Source organism: Gemmatirosa kalamazoonensis (assembly GCF_000522985.1).
Lineage (GTDB): Bacteria > Gemmatimonadota > Gemmatimonadetes > Gemmatimonadales > Gemmatimonadaceae > Gemmatirosa > Gemmatirosa kalamazoonensis.
Genome location: NZ_CP007129.1, coordinates 198,118 through 214,072 on the forward strand (window position 1 = coordinate 198,118; position 15,955 = coordinate 214,072).

At 72.3% G+C, this 15,955-nt stretch carries 10 protein-coding genes; 7 read left to right on the forward strand and 3 right to left on the reverse strand.

Features of this window, described 5'->3' with window-relative positions:
* The first annotated feature begins 15 nt into the window (after positions 1-15).
* Positions 16-2,703, forward strand: coding sequence for an ABC transporter permease (locus J421_RS23940; RefSeq protein ID WP_025413647.1), 2,688 nt, complete (start codon positions 16-18; stop codon positions 2,701-2,703).
* A gap of 258 nt (positions 2,704-2,961) precedes the next feature.
* Positions 2,962-3,855: a DUF5602 domain-containing protein gene (locus tag J421_RS23945; protein WP_025413648.1), complete on the forward strand. Its 894-nt coding sequence runs from the start codon at positions 2,962-2,964 to the stop codon at positions 3,853-3,855.
* A 118-nt stretch (positions 3,856-3,973) separates the two neighbouring features.
* Here J421_RS23945 and J421_RS23950 read toward each other — a convergent pair whose 3' ends face one another.
* On the reverse strand, positions 3,974-4,765 hold the full coding sequence (locus J421_RS23950; protein ID WP_025413649.1) for a 3-keto-disaccharide hydrolase: 792 nt from the start codon (positions 4,763-4,765) through the stop codon (positions 3,974-3,976).
* A 333-nt stretch (positions 4,766-5,098) separates the two neighbouring features.
* Here J421_RS23950 and J421_RS23955 point away from each other — a divergent pair, with 333 nt between their 5' ends.
* The 3 genes from J421_RS23955 to J421_RS23965 are packed head-to-tail and all read left to right on the forward strand — an operon-like array spanning position 5,099 to position 9,373.
* The gene (locus J421_RS23955) at positions 5,099-6,784 is read left to right on the forward strand and encodes a GMC oxidoreductase (RefSeq protein WP_025413650.1); all 1,686 of its coding nucleotides are present in this window, start codon (positions 5,099-5,101) and stop codon (positions 6,782-6,784) included.
* A gap of 53 nt (positions 6,785-6,837) precedes the next feature.
* The gene (locus J421_RS23960; RefSeq protein ID WP_025413651.1) at positions 6,838-8,517 is read left to right on the forward strand and encodes a GMC oxidoreductase; all 1,680 of its coding nucleotides are present in this window, start codon (positions 6,838-6,840) and stop codon (positions 8,515-8,517) included.
* Positions 8,518-8,560: 43 nt separating this feature from the next.
* Positions 8,561-9,373: a gluconate 2-dehydrogenase subunit 3 family protein gene (locus tag J421_RS23965; protein WP_025413652.1), complete on the forward strand. Its 813-nt coding sequence runs from the start codon at positions 8,561-8,563 to the stop codon at positions 9,371-9,373.
* 135 nt (positions 9,374-9,508) lie between these two features.
* Here J421_RS23965 and J421_RS23970 read toward each other — a convergent pair whose 3' ends face one another.
* Both J421_RS23970 and J421_RS23975 read right to left on the reverse strand, forming a co-directional pair.
* Positions 9,509-10,054 carry a GNAT family N-acetyltransferase gene (locus J421_RS23970; RefSeq protein WP_104023229.1) on the reverse strand — a complete coding sequence of 182 codons (546 nt, stop codon included), beginning with the start codon at positions 10,052-10,054 and terminating at the stop codon, positions 9,509-9,511.
* Positions 10,055-10,282: 228 nt separating this feature from the next.
* The gene (locus J421_RS23975) at positions 10,283-11,116 is read right to left on the reverse strand and encodes a sugar phosphate isomerase/epimerase family protein (protein ID WP_025413654.1); all 834 of its coding nucleotides are present in this window, start codon (positions 11,114-11,116) and stop codon (positions 10,283-10,285) included.
* 152 nt (positions 11,117-11,268) lie between these two features.
* On the opposite strand from J421_RS23975, the gene J421_RS23980 reads away from it, so the two are divergent.
* Positions 11,269-13,275 (forward strand): serine/threonine-protein kinase, encoded by a 2,007-nt coding sequence (locus J421_RS23980; RefSeq protein WP_104023230.1) that lies wholly within the window; start codon positions 11,269-11,271, stop codon positions 13,273-13,275.
* 90 nt (positions 13,276-13,365) lie between these two features.
* Complete coding sequence (locus tag J421_RS23985; RefSeq protein WP_025413656.1) at positions 13,366-15,939, forward strand: protein kinase domain-containing protein; 2,574 nt, start codon at positions 13,366-13,368, stop codon at positions 15,937-15,939.
* Positions 15,940-15,955 lie beyond the last annotated feature (16 nt).

Genomic DNA, 15,955 nt, shown 5'->3' on the forward strand with positions numbered 1-15,955 from the left:
GACGCGGAGGTCCACATGGTCGACCGACTCCGGGGGCTCGCGGCGCGCGTCGCCGACGCGCTGGGCCTCCGCGGCGCCCGGCGCCGCGCCGACGAGGAGTTCCACTTCCACGTCGACATGGAGACCGAGAAGCTCGTCGCGCAGGGCATGCGACCGGCCGAGGCGCGGCGTCGAGCACGCGCCCTGTTCGGCAACATGGAGCGCCACCGCGCGGCGATGGGCGTGCCGTTAGGCCGGTGGTATCACGACCTGTTCGCCGACCTTCGCTACGCGGCCCGCGCCCTCCGCCGGGCCCCCGGCCTCGCGATCGCCGCCACGCTCACCCTCGGTGTCGGCATCGGTCTGAACGGGATCGTGTTCGGGTTCGTCGACGGGATGCTCTTCCGCCCGGTGCCGACCGTGCACCCCGAGCGGCTCGTCGGGCTCTTCACCACCGACCGCGGCGCACCGAACACGCTCGGCTTCGACGACTACCGCGACTTTCGCGACCGCAGCGGGATCTTCGCCGACCTCGCCGCGTTCGTCGGCGTGCCGCTCAACCTCGAGGCCGGAGCCGCGGCGGCGGACATGGTGTGGGGCGAGATGGTCACGCCGAACTACTTCGCCGTGCTCGGCATGCGCCCCACGCTCGGCCGGTTCTTCACCGCCGGCGACTCGGTTCCCGGCGCGAGCGCACTGGCGGTGCTGAGTCACGAGAGCTGGCAGCGGCGGTTCGCCGGCGATCCCACGGTCGTCGGCCGCACGGTGCGCGTCAACGGCAGTCGGTTCACGATCGTCGGCGTCGCGCCGCCGGGCTTCCGCGGGATGCGCACGTTCTCGTTCTGGCCGGAGCTCTGGACGCCGGCCGCGATGCACGACGTGCTGTGGCCGGGGAAGGAGCGCGTGACGCACGGTCGCAACGGTGGCTGGGCGACGACGTTCGGCCGGATGCGCGATGGGTGGAGCGCCGCGCGCACCGCGGAGGCGGCGCGCCTCTTCGCCCGTCGACTCGCGCAGACGTACCCCGAGACGAACCGCGACATGGGCGCGCTCCTCGTGCCCGCGCGCACGTCGTTCGACAACCCGACGTTCGCGCCGCCGCGCATCCTGACGCTGGCGTCGTCGCTCGCCGTCTTCGCGGTGTCGTGCGTGCTGCTCGTGGTGTGCGCGAACCTCGCGAACCTGATGCTCGCCCGCGCCGCCGCGCGGCAGCGCGAGCTGGCCGTCCGCCTGTCGTTGGGCTGCTCGCGCGGCCGGCTCGTGCGGCAGCTCCTGGCCGAGGCCGCGTTGCTCGCCGCTCCCGGCGCGGCGTTAGGCATGACCGCGCTGCTCGCCGGTCCGGCGCTGGAGCGCCGCATGGTGCCGCACCTCCAGTTCCGCGTCGGCATCGGCGCGGCGGTGGACCATCGCGTGCTGCTCTACACGGCCGCGATCTCCGTGATGGCCGTGCTGTTGTTCGGTCTCGCGCCGGCGCTGCGCGCGTCGCGTCCGTCGCTCGTGCCGGCGCTCAAGGCGGCGCGCGGTACCGCGCCCCGGTCGCACGCGCGCGGACGCCTCGGCATGCGCGCGCCCCTCGTCGTCGTTCAGCTCGCGCTCTCCGTCGTGCTGCTCGTCGGCGGCACGCTGTTCGTGCGCAGCCTGCGCGCCGCGCGCGAGATCGACCTCGGCTTCGACGCGCGCGACCGCGTGGTGGTGTCGGTGAACCTGGGGCTCCAGCGCTACGACGAGGCGCGCGCCCGCGCGTTCTACCGGGACGTGCTGGCGCGCGTCACCGCGCTCCCGGGCGTCGTCGATGCGAGCTGGGGGTTCCCGGTGCCGTTCGACACCTACGGCCGCGGGCTGCGTCTCTACGTGGACGGGATCGCTCGCTCGCCGGAGGACCAGACGATCGTGCTGGCGAGCAGCGCGGTCGCACCGGGGTTCCTCGCCGCGATGGGGATCCCGCTCGTCGCCGGGCGCGACCTGTCCGCCGACGACAGCAGCGGCGCACCGCTGCGCATGGTCGTGAGCCGCGCCGCGGCGGCGCGCCTCTGGCCGGGACGCGATCCGATCGGGCAGCGCGCCCGCGTCTCCGGCGCCGACGGCCCGGAGATCACCGTCGTCGGCGTCGCCGCGGACGCGAAGTACCTGTCGGTGAGCGAGGCGCCGCGGACGTACGCGTACGTGCCGCTCGACCAGCACTTCCGCGACCAGGAGACGCTCGTCGTCCACACCCGCCAACCCGCCGCAGCGGCGCTCCGCCAGATCCGTGGCGTCCTCGCGGCCGTCGACCCCGCGCTGCCGACGTTCGGCGGCGGGACGATGATGCAGGGGATCGACAACGCGCTGAATCCCGGCCAGTCGGCGGCGAGCCTCGGCGCCGTGTTCGGGCTCGCCGCGCTGCTCATCGCCGCCGTCGGCCTGTACGCGCTCGTCGCGTACGCCGTGGCCGAGCGCACGCGCGAGCTCGGCGTGCGCATCGCGTTAGGCGCGACGCCGGCCCGCGTGCGCGCCCTCGTGGTCCGCTCCGCGGCGCGGCTCGGCGCGTTAGGCCTCGCGGTCGGACTGGTCGGCGCGGCGGGGGTCGCGCGGGTGCTGCGCGGGGTGCTCTATGGGATCTCGCCGAACGACCCGGCGACGTTCGTGCTCGTGCCGGTCGCGCTGGGCCTCGTGGTGCTCGTGGCGAGCTACGTGCCGGCGCGGCGCGCGACGCGGCTGGATCCGTCGGCGGCCCTCCGGGAGTGAGGCCTTGATCCGGCGCTGATGGATCGGCGCTGGTGAGGCGGCTCTGATACGGCGGCTCTGATACCACGCGTTATCAGAGCCGCCGTTTCAGCGTCGATGGTTCAGCGCCGCCCCACCAGCGCCGCGTCATCAGCCGTTAGGTCGGATGACCCGGTTCGATCGACTCATGTGTTCGGAATCGCAGTTGGCGACCATGTGCGCGCGCCGAGCGACGAAGCAGCCGCGCGCATCACCGACCGCGACTCGAGGACATGACCGATGCCTAACTTCCGCCCCCGCCCCTGGATCCACGCCGCGCTCGCGCTCGGCGCGCTCGGCGCCGTGGCCGCCGCGTGCAACGACGAGAGCACCTCCCCGGCCGACGGCCAGCACCGCGTCTACGGCGCCGCGCAGGCCGTCGGCAACGGCACGGCGCGCACGTACGTCCTCACCGACGGCGACGCGACGCCGCTCGAGGTCGGGGTCGTGCTCGACGAGAAGGCGCTCGAGGGGCTGCAGGCGCCGATGCAGATGCCCGCCAGCACCGACCCGCACGCGCACGTCGACACGCACCCGTACGACCTCGCGATGCCGGCGCAGAACCCGACGCCGTACAAGCTCGTGGAGCTCGACTGGAATCCGGGCGGGCACGAGCCGCCGGGGATCTACGACATCCCGCACTTCGACTTCCACTTCTACACGATCACGAAGGCCGAGCGCGACGCGATCGACCCGGCGGCGCTCGGCGAGGCGCAGTACGTCGCGAAGTCCGTGGCCATGCCGCCGGCCGAGCAGCGCGCGCCGGGCTACGTGCCGCTCGCCGCGCCGGGGACCGCGCCGGTGGCCGTGCCGCACATGGGCGTGCACTGGTCCGACCTGAGCGCGCCGGAGCTCCAGGGCGCGTTAGGCCACCCCGAAGCGTTCAAGCCGTTCACCACGACGTTCATCCACGGCGCGTGGGACGGCAAGTTCATCTTCGACGAGCCGATGGTCACGCGCGCGTTCATCCTGGGCCGCAAGTCCGCCACGACCGCCGCGCAGCGCGACAGCCTGGTGCTGCTCCAGACGCCCACCCGCACCACCGCCGGCCTGACGCCGGGCGCCTACCGCGTGACGTACGACGCGGACGCGAAGGAGTATCGGATCGCGCTCACGCAGTTCGTGAAGAAGTGATCGGTACGTGGCTGCGTGGCTGCGTGGCTGCGTACCGGCCTAACGGTCACGCAGCCACGCAGCCACGCAGCCACGCAGCCACGCAGCCACGCAGCCACGCAGCCACGCAGCCACGCAGCTACTTCTTGACCTCCATCTGCACGTCGAGCGGCCGGATCCAGATGTTGCGGAACGAGATCGGCGGGCTCGGATCGCCGTGGGCCTGGAGCTTGATCGGCGACGGGCCGTGCGGCGTGTACTTCGGCGGACCGATGTAGAGCGTGGGCCCCTTCAGCGCGACGTGGTCCTGGATGAGGATCCCGTTGTGGAACGCCGTGACGTACGCCGGCGTCGCCACCGAGCCGTCGCCACCGAACGTCGGCATCGTCCACACCACGTCGTACGTCTGCCACTCGCCGGGCGGCCGCATCGCGTTGACGAGCGGCGGGAACTGCTTGTAGATCGAGCCCGCCTGGCCGTTCACGTACGTGGTGTTGTTGTACGAGTCCAGGATCTGGAGCTCGTACCCCGCGTCGCCCGCGCCGATGGAGGCGAGGAACAGGCCGCTGTTGCCGCGCGCCTGGCCGCTGCCGGTGATCTCCGGCGGGATGCGCCACTCGAGGTGCAGCTGGTAGCTCCCGAAGCTGCGCTTCGTCTGGATGTTGCCCGCCTTCTTGTTCACGGTGAGCGCGCCGTTCGCCACGGTCCACTGCGCGGGCCCGCCGTCCATCGACGCCCACTCGTCGAGGTTGCGGCCGTCGAACAGCACGATCGCGTCCGACGGCGGCGCGGCCGGCGTGGGACTCCCCTTGCTCGGCGTCACGACGCGCGGCACCGGCGTCCACTGCTCGGTGTCCTCGGGGCGTTGGGCGGCGGCGGTGGCCGCGCCCAGCACGATCAGCGCGGAGAGGGTGACGCGGAGAGCACGCATGGCGGATCTCGATGAAGGCGCGGTTGGGACGAACGGGGGCATCGTGCGCCAGGGCCCGGCGGGTGTCAAGCGAGTCGGCTGCGCCAGCGCCCAACGCCCCGGAGGAAAGGATCCCTCGTGTTCGGGCCGCGGATCGCGCGGATCGCGCGGATCAGACCCATCCGCGTGATCCGCGTGATCGGCGTGATCCGCGTCCAATCCTCGGGGAGCCCCGCGCTCGCCGGAGCCCCATGGGGCGCGAGAACGCCCGCCCGCGCATCGCGGACCGCGTGACCCGTGAGTAACTTCGCGGGACCGCTGACGCAGTCATCTCACTCGCGACGGGAGGCCGAGGTGCAGGCGACGAGTTACGACGCGATCGTCGTGGGATCCGGGATCTCCGGCGGCTGGGCCGCCAAGGAGCTCACCGAGCGCGGCTTGCGCACGCTGCTGCTCGAGCGCGGCAAGAACATCGAGCACGTGAAGGATTACGTGAACGCCACGAAGGCGCCGTGGCAGTACCCGCACCGCGGCGGCCGCACGAAGGCGATGGAGCACAAGTACCCGGTGCTCAAGCGCGACTTCCCGCTGAACGAGAAGAACCTCGACTGGTGGGCGAGCGACGAGGAGTCGCCGTACACGGAGGTGAAGCGCTTCGACTGGTACCGCGGCTACCACGTCGGCGGACGCTCGCTCATGTGGGGGCGCTGCTCGTTCCGCTGGAGCGACTTCGACTTCGAGGCGAACGGCAAGGAGGGTATCGGCACCGACTGGCCGATCCGCTACGCCGACGTCGCGCCGTGGTACGCGCACGTCGAGAAGCACGCCGGCATCTCGGGCTCGATCGAGCACATGCCGCAGCTCCCCGACGGCGAGTTCCAGCCGCCGATGCCGCTGAACTGCGCCGAGGAGATCATCGCGCGCCGCCTCGCCGAGAACTTCGGCGGCCGCCGCCGCATCATCCCGAGCCGCACGGCGAACCTCACGCAGCCGCTCCCCGGCCGCGGCGCCTGCCAGTACCGCGACGCGTGCTGGCTCGGCTGCCCGTACGGCGCGTACTTCAGCACGCAGTCGTCGACGCTCCCCGCGGCGGTGAAGACGGGGCGCCTCACGCTCCGCCCGTGGGCGATCGTCACCGAGGTCGTGTACGACAAGGACAACAAGCGCGCGAAGGGCGTGCGCGTGCTCGACGGCCTGACGAACGAGACCACGGAGTACAGCGCGAAGGTCGTCTTCCTCTGCGCGTCCGCGCTCAACTCGACGTGGATCCTGCTCAACTCGGCGCGCGACGTGTGGCCCGGCGGGTTGGGCAGCAGCTCGGGCGAGCTGGGTCACAACCTCATGGACCATCACTTCCGCGTGGGCGCGCAGGGCGTCGTCGACGAGCCGGGGCTGCTGGAGAAGGACCAGTTCGGGCGGAAGCCGAACTCGCTGTACATCCCGCGCTACCGCAACCTGTTCGGCGAGAAGCGCGACTACGTGCGCGGCTTCGGCTACGAGGGGAGCGCCGGCCGCGAGGGGTGGTCGCGCGCGGTCGCGGAGCTCGGCGTCGGCGGCGACTTCAAGGACATGGCGGCCGAGCCGGGGCAGTGGACGATGGGCGGCACCGCGTTCGGCGAGATGCTGCCGAACCACGCCAACACGGTGACCCTGGACGAGTCGAGAAAGGACAAGTGGGGGCTGCCGGTGCTGAAGATCGACTGCGGCCACGGCGAGAACGAGCGCCTCATGCGGAAGGACATGAAGAACGACATGGCCGAGATGCTCGAGGCGTGCGGGGTGAAGCACGTCCACACGTTCGAGCAGGAGTCGTTCCCCGGCATGGGGATCCACGAGATGGGCACCGCGCGCATGGGGCGCAGCCCGAAGGTCTCGGTGCTGAACGGCCACAACCAGGTGTGGGACGCGCCTAACGTCTTCGTGACCGACGGCGCGTGCATGGCCTCGACCGCCTGCCAGAATCCGTCGCTGACGTACATGGCACTGACGGCGCGCGCCGCCGCCTTCGCGGTGGACGAACTCAACCGACGCAACCTGTAACGGCTGCTGCGACGCACTGTTCACGGAGTCACGTACTCACACGGGAGGACGCAGTGCAGTCCACGGAATACGACGCGATCGTCGTCGGCTCGGGCATCTCGGGCGGGTGGGCGGCGAAGGAGCTGACGGAGAAGGGGCTTCGCGTCCTGCTGCTCGAGCGCGGCAAGAACATCGAGCACATCAAGGACTACGTGAACGCCACGAAGGGCCCGTGGCAGTACCCGCACCGCGGCGGGCGCACGAAGGCGATGGAGGCCGCGTACCCCGTGCTGCGGCGCGACTATCCACTGAACGAGAAGAACCTCGACTGGTGGGTGGACGAGCGCGAGTCGCCGTACACGGAGGTGAAGCGCTTCGACTGGTACCGCGGCTACCACGTCGGTGGGCGCTCGCTCATGTGGGGACGGCACAGCTACCGGTGGAGCGACTACGACTTCGAGGCGAACGCGAAGGACGGCATCGCGATCGACTGGCCGATCCGCTACGCCGACATCGCGCCGTGGTACGACCACGTCGAGAAGCACGCCGGCATCTCCGGCACGCGCGACGGGCTGCCGCAGCTCCCCGACGGCCAGTTCATGCCGCCGATCCCCCTGAACTGCGCCGAGGAGGCGGTCGCCGCGAAGATCCAGTCGGCGTTCGGCGGCAAGCGGCGCATGGTCCACGCGCGCGTCGCGAACGCGACGCAGCAGCTCCCCGGTCGGAACGCGTGTCAGTACCGCAACGCGTGCTGGCTCGGCTGCCCGTACGGCGGCTACTTCAGCACGCAGTCGTCCACGCTGCCGGCGGCGGTGAAGACCGGCCGTCTGACGCTGAAGCCGTGGGCGATCGTGACGGAGGTGCTGTACGACAAGGATCGCAAGCGCGCGACCGGCGTGCGCGTGATCGACGCGACGAACGATCAGACGACCGACTACAAGGCGAAGGTCGTGTTCCTCTGCGCGTCGGCGCTGAACTCGACGTGGGTGCTGCTGCGCTCCGCGCGCGACGTCTGGCCGGGCGGGTTGGGCAGCAGCTCGGGTGAGCTGGGCCACAACCTCATGGACCACCACTTCCGACTCGGCGCGAACGGACAGCTGCCCGGGTTCGACGACAAGTACTACTTCGGCAACCGGCCGGCGGGCTTCTACATCCCGCGCTACCGCAACCTGTTCGGCGACAAGCGCGACTACCTGCGCGGCTTCGGCTATCAGGGGAGCGCGAGCCGCGACGGGTGGTCGCGCGCGGTCGCGGAGCTCGGCGTCGGCGGCGCGTTCAAGGACGAGATGGCGCAGCCCGGTCAGTGGGGCGTCGGCGCCACCGCGTTCGGCGAGATGCTCCCCGATCACAAGAACACCGTGTCGCTCGACGAGACGAAGAAGGACAAGTGGGGGCTGCCGGTGCACAAGATCGACTGTGCGTTCGGCGAGAACGAGCGGGCGATGCGCAAGGACATGATGAACGACATGGCCGAGATGCTCACCGCCGCCGGCGCGACGAACGTGTCGACCTACGAGAACGAGTGCTTCCCGGGGATGGGCATCCACGAGATGGGCACCGCGCGCATGGGACGCGACCCGAAGACGTCGGTGCTGAACGCGAACAACCAGGTGTGGGACGCGCCGAACGTGTTCGTGACCGACGGGGCGTGCATGGTCTCGTCGAACTGCGTGAACCCGAGCCTCACCTACATGGCGCTCACCGCGCGCGCGGCCGACTTCGCGGTGCGCGAGCTGAATCGGCGCAACATCTGAACCCACCGCTGCTACGCAGCCACGCAGCCACGCACGGGATCCCATGTCAAATCACTCTGAGCAGGACCGGTTCATCGGCCGGCGCGAGGCGATCTTCCGCGTCGGCGGGCTGTTGGGCGGATTGACCCTGGTGGGCGGGAGCGCGCTGCTGGAGGCCTGTCAGCGCGAGCAGCCGCGCGCCGACACGACGGCCGCGGGCACGGGGCAGTTCTCGCCCCAGGACGTCGCGTTCCTCGACGAGGTGGCCGACACGATCCTTCCGACCACGGCGAAGTCGCCGGGCGCGAAGGCGGCGCAGACGGGCGCGTTCATGGCGCTCATGGTCACCGACACCTACGATCCGAAGGACCAGCAGACGTTCCGTGACGGCATGAAGAAGGTCGACGAGGCGTGCACGAAGATGCACGGCCACGGCTTCATGCAGTCGACGCCGGCGCAGCGGCTCGCGCTGCTCACGGAGCTGGACAAGGAGCAGAAGACGTACAGCGACGCGCGCGCCGCGGCCCGCGCGAAGCAGCCGCCGCCGGTCGTCGGCGTGCAGCCGGGCCACGCCGACACGGCGAAGGACACGTCGAAGAAGGAGACGCCGCAGCAGGGCGGCGAGGCCGAGAAGCCGCTCCAGGGCGACCCACGCCAGCAGAACGCGGTCGGCAGCGGCGCCGCGAATCCGGCGACGGCGATCACCGCGGATGCGCCGGCGCACTACTTCCGGATGATGAAGGAGCTCGCGCTGCTCGGCTTCTTCACGTCGGAGATCGGGTACACGAAGGCCATGCGGTACCAGGAGACGCCGGGGCGGTTCGATCCGTGCGTCGACTACAAGAAGGGGGATCCGGCGTGGGCGCCGCACGCGTGACGGCTTCTCGTTAGGCGTTAGGCATTGGGGGATCGGCGGGGCGAGGGGTAGGGGGTGGGCTCCCGACTTCGGCGAGGCGGAGCCGCGCGCTGCGTGCGGCGTCTCCGCACTCGCCTCAGTGGGGTCGCCCACCCCCTACCCCTCGCCCCGCCTCGCGCTCGTCGCGCCGAGCGGCCGCGCGAGGATCCAATCGGTCTGCGGGTCGGCGCCGAGCACGAACGTGTGCTCGCCCACGCGCTCGAACCCGTGCTTCCGGTAGAACGCCGCCGCCCGCGGGTTCCGCTCCCACACGCCGAGCCACAGGGTCTCGGCGCCGCGCGCGCGCGCGGCGTCCATGGCGGCATTCATGAGCGCCTGGGCGACGCCCCGCCCATGCCACGCGCTGGCGACGTAGAGGCGCTTGAGCTCCAGCGGGGCCGTGCCCTGCACCGCGGCCGGCGCCGGCCCTGACGTCAGGTGCGCGTAGCCCACGAGCTCCGCGTCGTGCTCGGCGAGCAGCACGGTGCCGGCGGGATCGCTGATCTCGGCCGTCTGACGCTCCGGCGTGAACGACGCCGCCAGATAGCGCGCCATGTCCTCGGGCGTGTTCTCGCCCTCGAACGTCTCGCGGAACGTGGCGGCGGCGAGCTGACTCAGGCGCGACGCGTCGGCGGCGGTCGCTGGCCGGACGGAGATGGACATGGCCGCATGTGTGCATGTGCGCTACGATCCCGTCTAGCCCCGTCGCGCGGCGCCTAACGCCCAAGGTGAGCTGCAAAGCCGCGAGGCTGCGGTGTTGGTCGTTCGGTCGGCGGCGGGCTGGGGGCCGTGGCGAGCGACCTGCGTGAAGCCGCTGCGGAGACGCGAAAGCGGCTCCGCGCTGCTAAACGCGGAGCCGCCACGGTCCCCAGCCCGCCGCGCCCGAAACCTCTACCCGAGCAGCGGCGCCAGGTACTGATAGTTCTTCCGTGCCGCCTCGAGCGGCGTCGCCGTGTACGACTCCTGCTCGATGTAGATCAGTGCCTCCTTGCGGTGGTGCATGCGCGCGATGAGGCGCTTGAAGTTCACGACGCCCTTGCCGAGCTCCACGTCGTGCGACGCGCCTAACGCGGGCGCGTCCTTCAGGTGGTACGACCAGATGCGGTCCGCGTACTTGTCGAGGTACGCCAGCGGATCGCCGCCGCCCACCGCGCAGTTGCCGGTGTCGAGCTGCAGGCGGACGAGCTTCGGGTCGGTGCGCTGCACGAGGACGTCGTACGGCACCACGCCGTTCACCGCCTTGAAGTCCTGCGCCTCGTCGTGGAAGCCGACCCACACGCCCGACTTGCGCGCCGCCTCGCCCGCGGCGTTCAGCCGGTCGGCCATGCGCCGGTACGCGTCGAGGTTGCCCGCCGCGGACCCCGGGAGGCTCGCGAGGATGATGGCCTTGTGGCCGAGCACGTGCGCGTCGTCGAGCGTGTGCTGCAGGTCGTCGAGCTCCGCGGTGCCGAGGTGCGTCGACGGCGCGCGCAGGTGCAGCCGGTCGAGCACCGCGCGGAGCTGCTTCGGCGGCATGCCGAAGTTCTTCATCGACTGCAGCAGCTCCACGTCGGTGTAGCCGATCTGGGCGATCGACGCGAGCGTGCGCTCGAGGTCCTTCCGCGCGTCGTCGCGGAGCGTGTAGAGCTGGATGCCGAGCCGCGGCTTCGGCTTCGCGGCGGCGGCGAGAACGTTAGGCGCGGCGGCGAGCGCGCCGAGCTGCGCGAGGAACGTGCGGCGATGCATGGAGCCTCCGGGCGGGGAGAGGAGCACGAGGTGCGCTACACCTTCGCGCGCGGCACCGGGCTCGGCAAGGCCGGCACGACGGTGTGACGCGCGTCACAGCACGGCCCGTGACGGCAGGCCCAACTTCGCGAGCGACCAAGGAGGGTCTGACGATGCTGGTGGTTGCCCGATGCACGGGCTGCGGCGTGGACGTCATCGGCGGCGCGACGCTCTGCCTCACATGCGAGGCCGCCGTCGCCGAGCACTCGGCCGTGCGCTACGACCCGTCGGGGACGGCGCTGCTCGAACGGCTGCAGGTGGCCACGCTCGGCGAGTACGCCTTCGTACGCGAGCTGGGGCGCGGCCGCATGACGGTCGCCTACCTCGCGCGCGACGTCGGGCTCGACCGCGACGTCGTCATCAAGGTCGTGCGGCCGGAGCACGCGCGGCACAAGGCGCTGCTGATGCGCTTCTGGCGCGCCGCGTCGCGCGCCGCCAGCCTCGGCGCGCACCCGAACGTGCTGCGCGTCTTCCGCGCGCCCGAGCGCAAGGGACTGCAGTTCCTCGTCATGCAGTACGTGGATGGCTGCTCGCTCGAGCGGCTGCTGCGCGACGGCACGCCGCTGCCGACCGAGCTCGCGCGCCACGTGCTCGCGCAGGTCACGGCCGCGCTGCGCTACGCGCACGACCGCGGCATCGTCCACGGCGACATCGAGCCGGGAAACGTGCTCGTCGACCGGCGCGGCGCGGTCGTGGTCGGCGACTTCGAGATCGCCGAGGTGGCGAACCGCTTCGCGGTCGGCGTCGCGGCGTGCGCGAGCCCGGAGCAGTGGCGCGGCGCGGCGCCGACGGCGGCGTCGGACCAGTACGCGCTCGGCGCGGTGGCCTATCGGCTGTTCGCCGGCACGCCCGCGTTCGCGGGAACGGCGGCGGAGGTGCGGCTCGCGCACATGGGCGAGGCGCCGTCGCTGCGCCGCGCCTGGCTCGACGCGCCGGAGCCGCTCGTGAAGCTCGTCGACCGCATGCTCGCGACGATCCCCGGCGAGCGGTGGCCCGACCTCGCCGCGGTGCAGGAGAAGCTCGTCGACCCCACGGGGCCGACCGCGGCGGAGTTGAGCGCGGCGCTCGCCGCACGCGTCGCGGCCGTGACGCCGAACGACACGGCGCGGGACGCGCTGCCGACGACGACGTCGTCGGGAGCATTGCGCGTCGTGCGTCCCGGTGCGCTCGCCGTCGCCGACGCCGCGCACGGGCCGCTCGTCGTCGATCGCGTGCGCGTGATCGCGTCACGCGTGCCGCGCAGGAGCCTCTGGTGGCGCGGGCTCGCCGCGGTCGGCGTGGCGATGATGGCGTTCGCCGGCGTGCGGATGATGGCCCGCGGCGGTGCGCCGAAGAGCGGGCGTCCCGCGTCGCCGGTCTCCGCACCGACGTCCGCGCCCGCATCGACGCCCGCATCGACGCGCGCATCGGCGCCCGCGTCGCCACCCGCATCCGCGCCCGCTCCGGCGCCGCGACCCGCGCCGGTGATCGTGGCGCCCACGCCGCCGCCGCCCGCGCTCGTGCTGGCGCCGGAGGTGCCGGCCCGCGAGGTGCCTAACGTCGAGCCGCCGCGCGCGGTGCCGGTCGCGAAGACGCACGTCGCGGCGCGGAACGGTCGGCGGCAGCGAGCCACGCACGTCGCCTCCGTCGCGCGCGGCCGCTCTGCGCGGACACGAGCGCTCGTCGCGAGCGCGTCGACGGGCGAGGCGGCGCCGGCCGACTCGGTGCTCGCCGACGTCCCGCGCGATGCGCACGAGACGGGCGAGGTGCATGAAGCGGCCGTGCGACGCGCCGCCGCGCGGCAGGCGATCGACGGCTTCGTCACCGCGCTCGTGAACCATCGCGCCGGGGAGCGCGGCCCGCGACTCGCCGAGTCGGCCGATGCACGGGCGTTCACCGCGTGGCTGCGCTCGGCCGACCGGCTCGAGGTCTCACCGATCATCATCGGGCCGCCGGTGGTCGCGGATGCGCAGCGCGCCGTGGCGGATTTCCACGTGTGGCTGCACTGGCGCACGCCCCTCGGCCGCGGGAGCGCGATCCGGCGCGACGCCGAGGCGCGCTTCCGGCTCGTGCTCACGCAGGCGAACGGCGTGTGGCGCGCCGCCGAGGTCCAGCTCGCGGAGCCGTTCGCCAAGCCGTGACGCGCGACGGGCGAGGGGCGGCGGGTCCCGTCACCCCGCAGCCTAACGCTGAAGCGCTGGCGTGCGGCAGCGCGGCGCCTATGTTGGCGCGTGGTCGATATCTCGCGCGTCACCGAATTCCAGCCTGGACTCGCGTTAGGCGGTCGCTACACGATCGACCGGGAGCTCGGTCGTGGAGGGATGGCGCGCGTCTATCTGGCGGCCGACGGGAAGCATGATCGGCAGGTCGCCATCAAGGTCCTCCTCCCCGAGCTGACGGCGACGATCGGCGCGGAGCGCTTCGCCCGCGAGATCCGCATGATCGCGCGCCTGCAGCATCCCCACATCCTGCCGCTGTACGATTCGGGCGAGACGAACGGGCTGCTGTACTTCGTCATGCCGTTCGTCGAGGGCGAGTCGCTGCGCGCGCGGCTCGACCGATCGGGCGCGCTCGCGTTCGACGAGGCGACCCGTGTCGTTCGACAGGTCGCCGACGCGCTGGACTACGCCCACGCGCGCGGGGTGGTCCATCGGGACGTGAAGCCGGAGAACATCCTGCTGACCGGCGCGCAGGCCCTCCTCGCCGACTTCGGCATCGCCCGCACGGCGACCGAGAGCAACGAGACGCTGACGTCCGTCGGCGTGACGCTCGGCACACCGGCGTACATGAGCCCCGAGCAGGCCGCGGCCGAGCCGCGTGTCGACCGCCGGAGCGACATCTACAGCCTCGCGTGCGTGGCCTACGAGCTGCTCGCCGGCGCGCCGCCGTTCCGGGGCGGCGCCGCCGCGGTGATGGCGCAGCACGTGATCAGCCCACCGCCGCCGCTCGTCGGAGCGCAGGGGCCGCTCCCGCCCGCTGCCGGTGACGCCGTGACGCGCGCGCTCGCGAAGGAACCGGACGAGCGCTTCGACACCGCGGGCGACTTCGCCGCCACGCTCGAGCGGGCACTCGTCGACGCCCGCGCGCCGTCGCCCGCCGACCTGCGGATCCGCGCGGTGGAGCGGCAGCACGCGGCCCGGCAGCGGATACTGGTGCTCGAGTTCGCGAACATCGCCGCCGCGGCGGATGCGGACTGGCTCTCGACGGGCATCGCCGAGACGCTGGGCGCGGATCTCAACAAGATCGCCGGCCTCAAGGTCGTCGCGCAGGACGCCGGCACACGACGTCGGATCGAGACGGTGCGGCAGGGGCGGCCCGTCGACACGGAGCACGCGATCTCGCTCGCCCGCTCCGAGGGGGCGCGTTGGGTCGTCTGGGGCGCGTTCCAGAAGTTAGGCACCCGGATCCGCGTCACGACGCATCTCGCGGGGACGGAGGAAGGCGTCGCGCTCTGGGAAGCGAAGCTCGACGGGGTGATGGACGACATCTTCGCGCTGCAGGACCGCATCGTCACGGGGCTCGCCGCCGCGCTCGACGTCGAGCTGACGAGCGGCGAGCTCGCGCGGATCCGGCAGCCGCAGACGACGCGCCTCACGGCGTACGAGCACTACGTGCGCGGCTTCCGCGCGCGCATCCAGTTCGGGCAGCAGAGCACGCGGGTGGCCGAGGAGCACCTGCGCGCGGCGATCGCGCTCGACCCGGGCTATGCGCTCGCCTACGCGGAGCTGGGCGCGCTGCGTGTGCCGATGTACGTGGCCTCCGGCCGACGCGAGGTGCTGGACGAGGCGACCGAGCTCCTCACGCGCGCGCTCGCGCTCGACGCGACGCTCGGCGGCTCGTGGGCGTGGCTCTCGTACATGCGAACGCGCCGGCACGAGTTCGACGACGCAGAGATCGCGGCGCGACGTGCGATCGATCTCGACCCTGGTGGGTTCGACGGCTGGTACATGCTCGGCGTCGCCCGGGTCGCCCGCGCGCTCGAGGGGCACGATCTGGCTGCCCTCCCCGGCGCGGTGTCCGCGCTGCTGCGCACGGTGCACCTGCGGCCCGAGCACTTCTCCGGGTACACCGTGCTGAGCTCGCTGTACCTCGTGCGCGGCGCGTACGGTCACGCCGTGGGCCCGCTGGACACCGCCGTGAGTCACGAGCGGGCGGTCGCCGGGGTCCGCTTCGTCGGCGCGCTGATCCAGCGCGCGGCACTGCATCTCGGGCAGGACGAGCTGGACGACGCGGCGCGGCTGCTGGATCAGGCGGTCGCGCGCTACACGGGCGCGGACCACGCGTGGGCGGATCAGATGACCACCTACGCACACTGGGCGCGCGGCTGCCTCGCCGAGCGGCGCGATGCGTCCGAGCGCGCGCGGGAGGAGTTCGCGCGCGCCGCGGAGGTGGCCGAGGCGCGCCCGCATCGCATCAACATCGGTGCGCACTGGGCGAAGGCGCGCTTCGGCCTGACGCGCGCGCTACAGCGCCTCGGGCGACATGCCGATGCCGAGCGCGTGTTCGTCGAGACGGACGGCCTGCTCGGCGAGCGCGGGCGGTTCGTGTGGAACTGGTTCGTCGGCGGCTCGGACGCCGAAGTGCTCTACGAGCGCGCGGCGGCGCTCGCCGTGATGGGACGTTCGGCCGACGCCGTCGACGGGCTGCGACGCGCCGCCGACGCCGGGTGGGCCGACGTCGCCTGGCTGCGCCACGACCCGGCGTTCGCGGTGCTGCGGGACGACGCGGCCGTGCAGCTGGTCTGCATCGACAGCGCGTCGCGCGTCATCCTCCCGCCGCCCGTGGGCAGCGGCGGCCTCGCCTGACTCGTCGCCCTCGCGC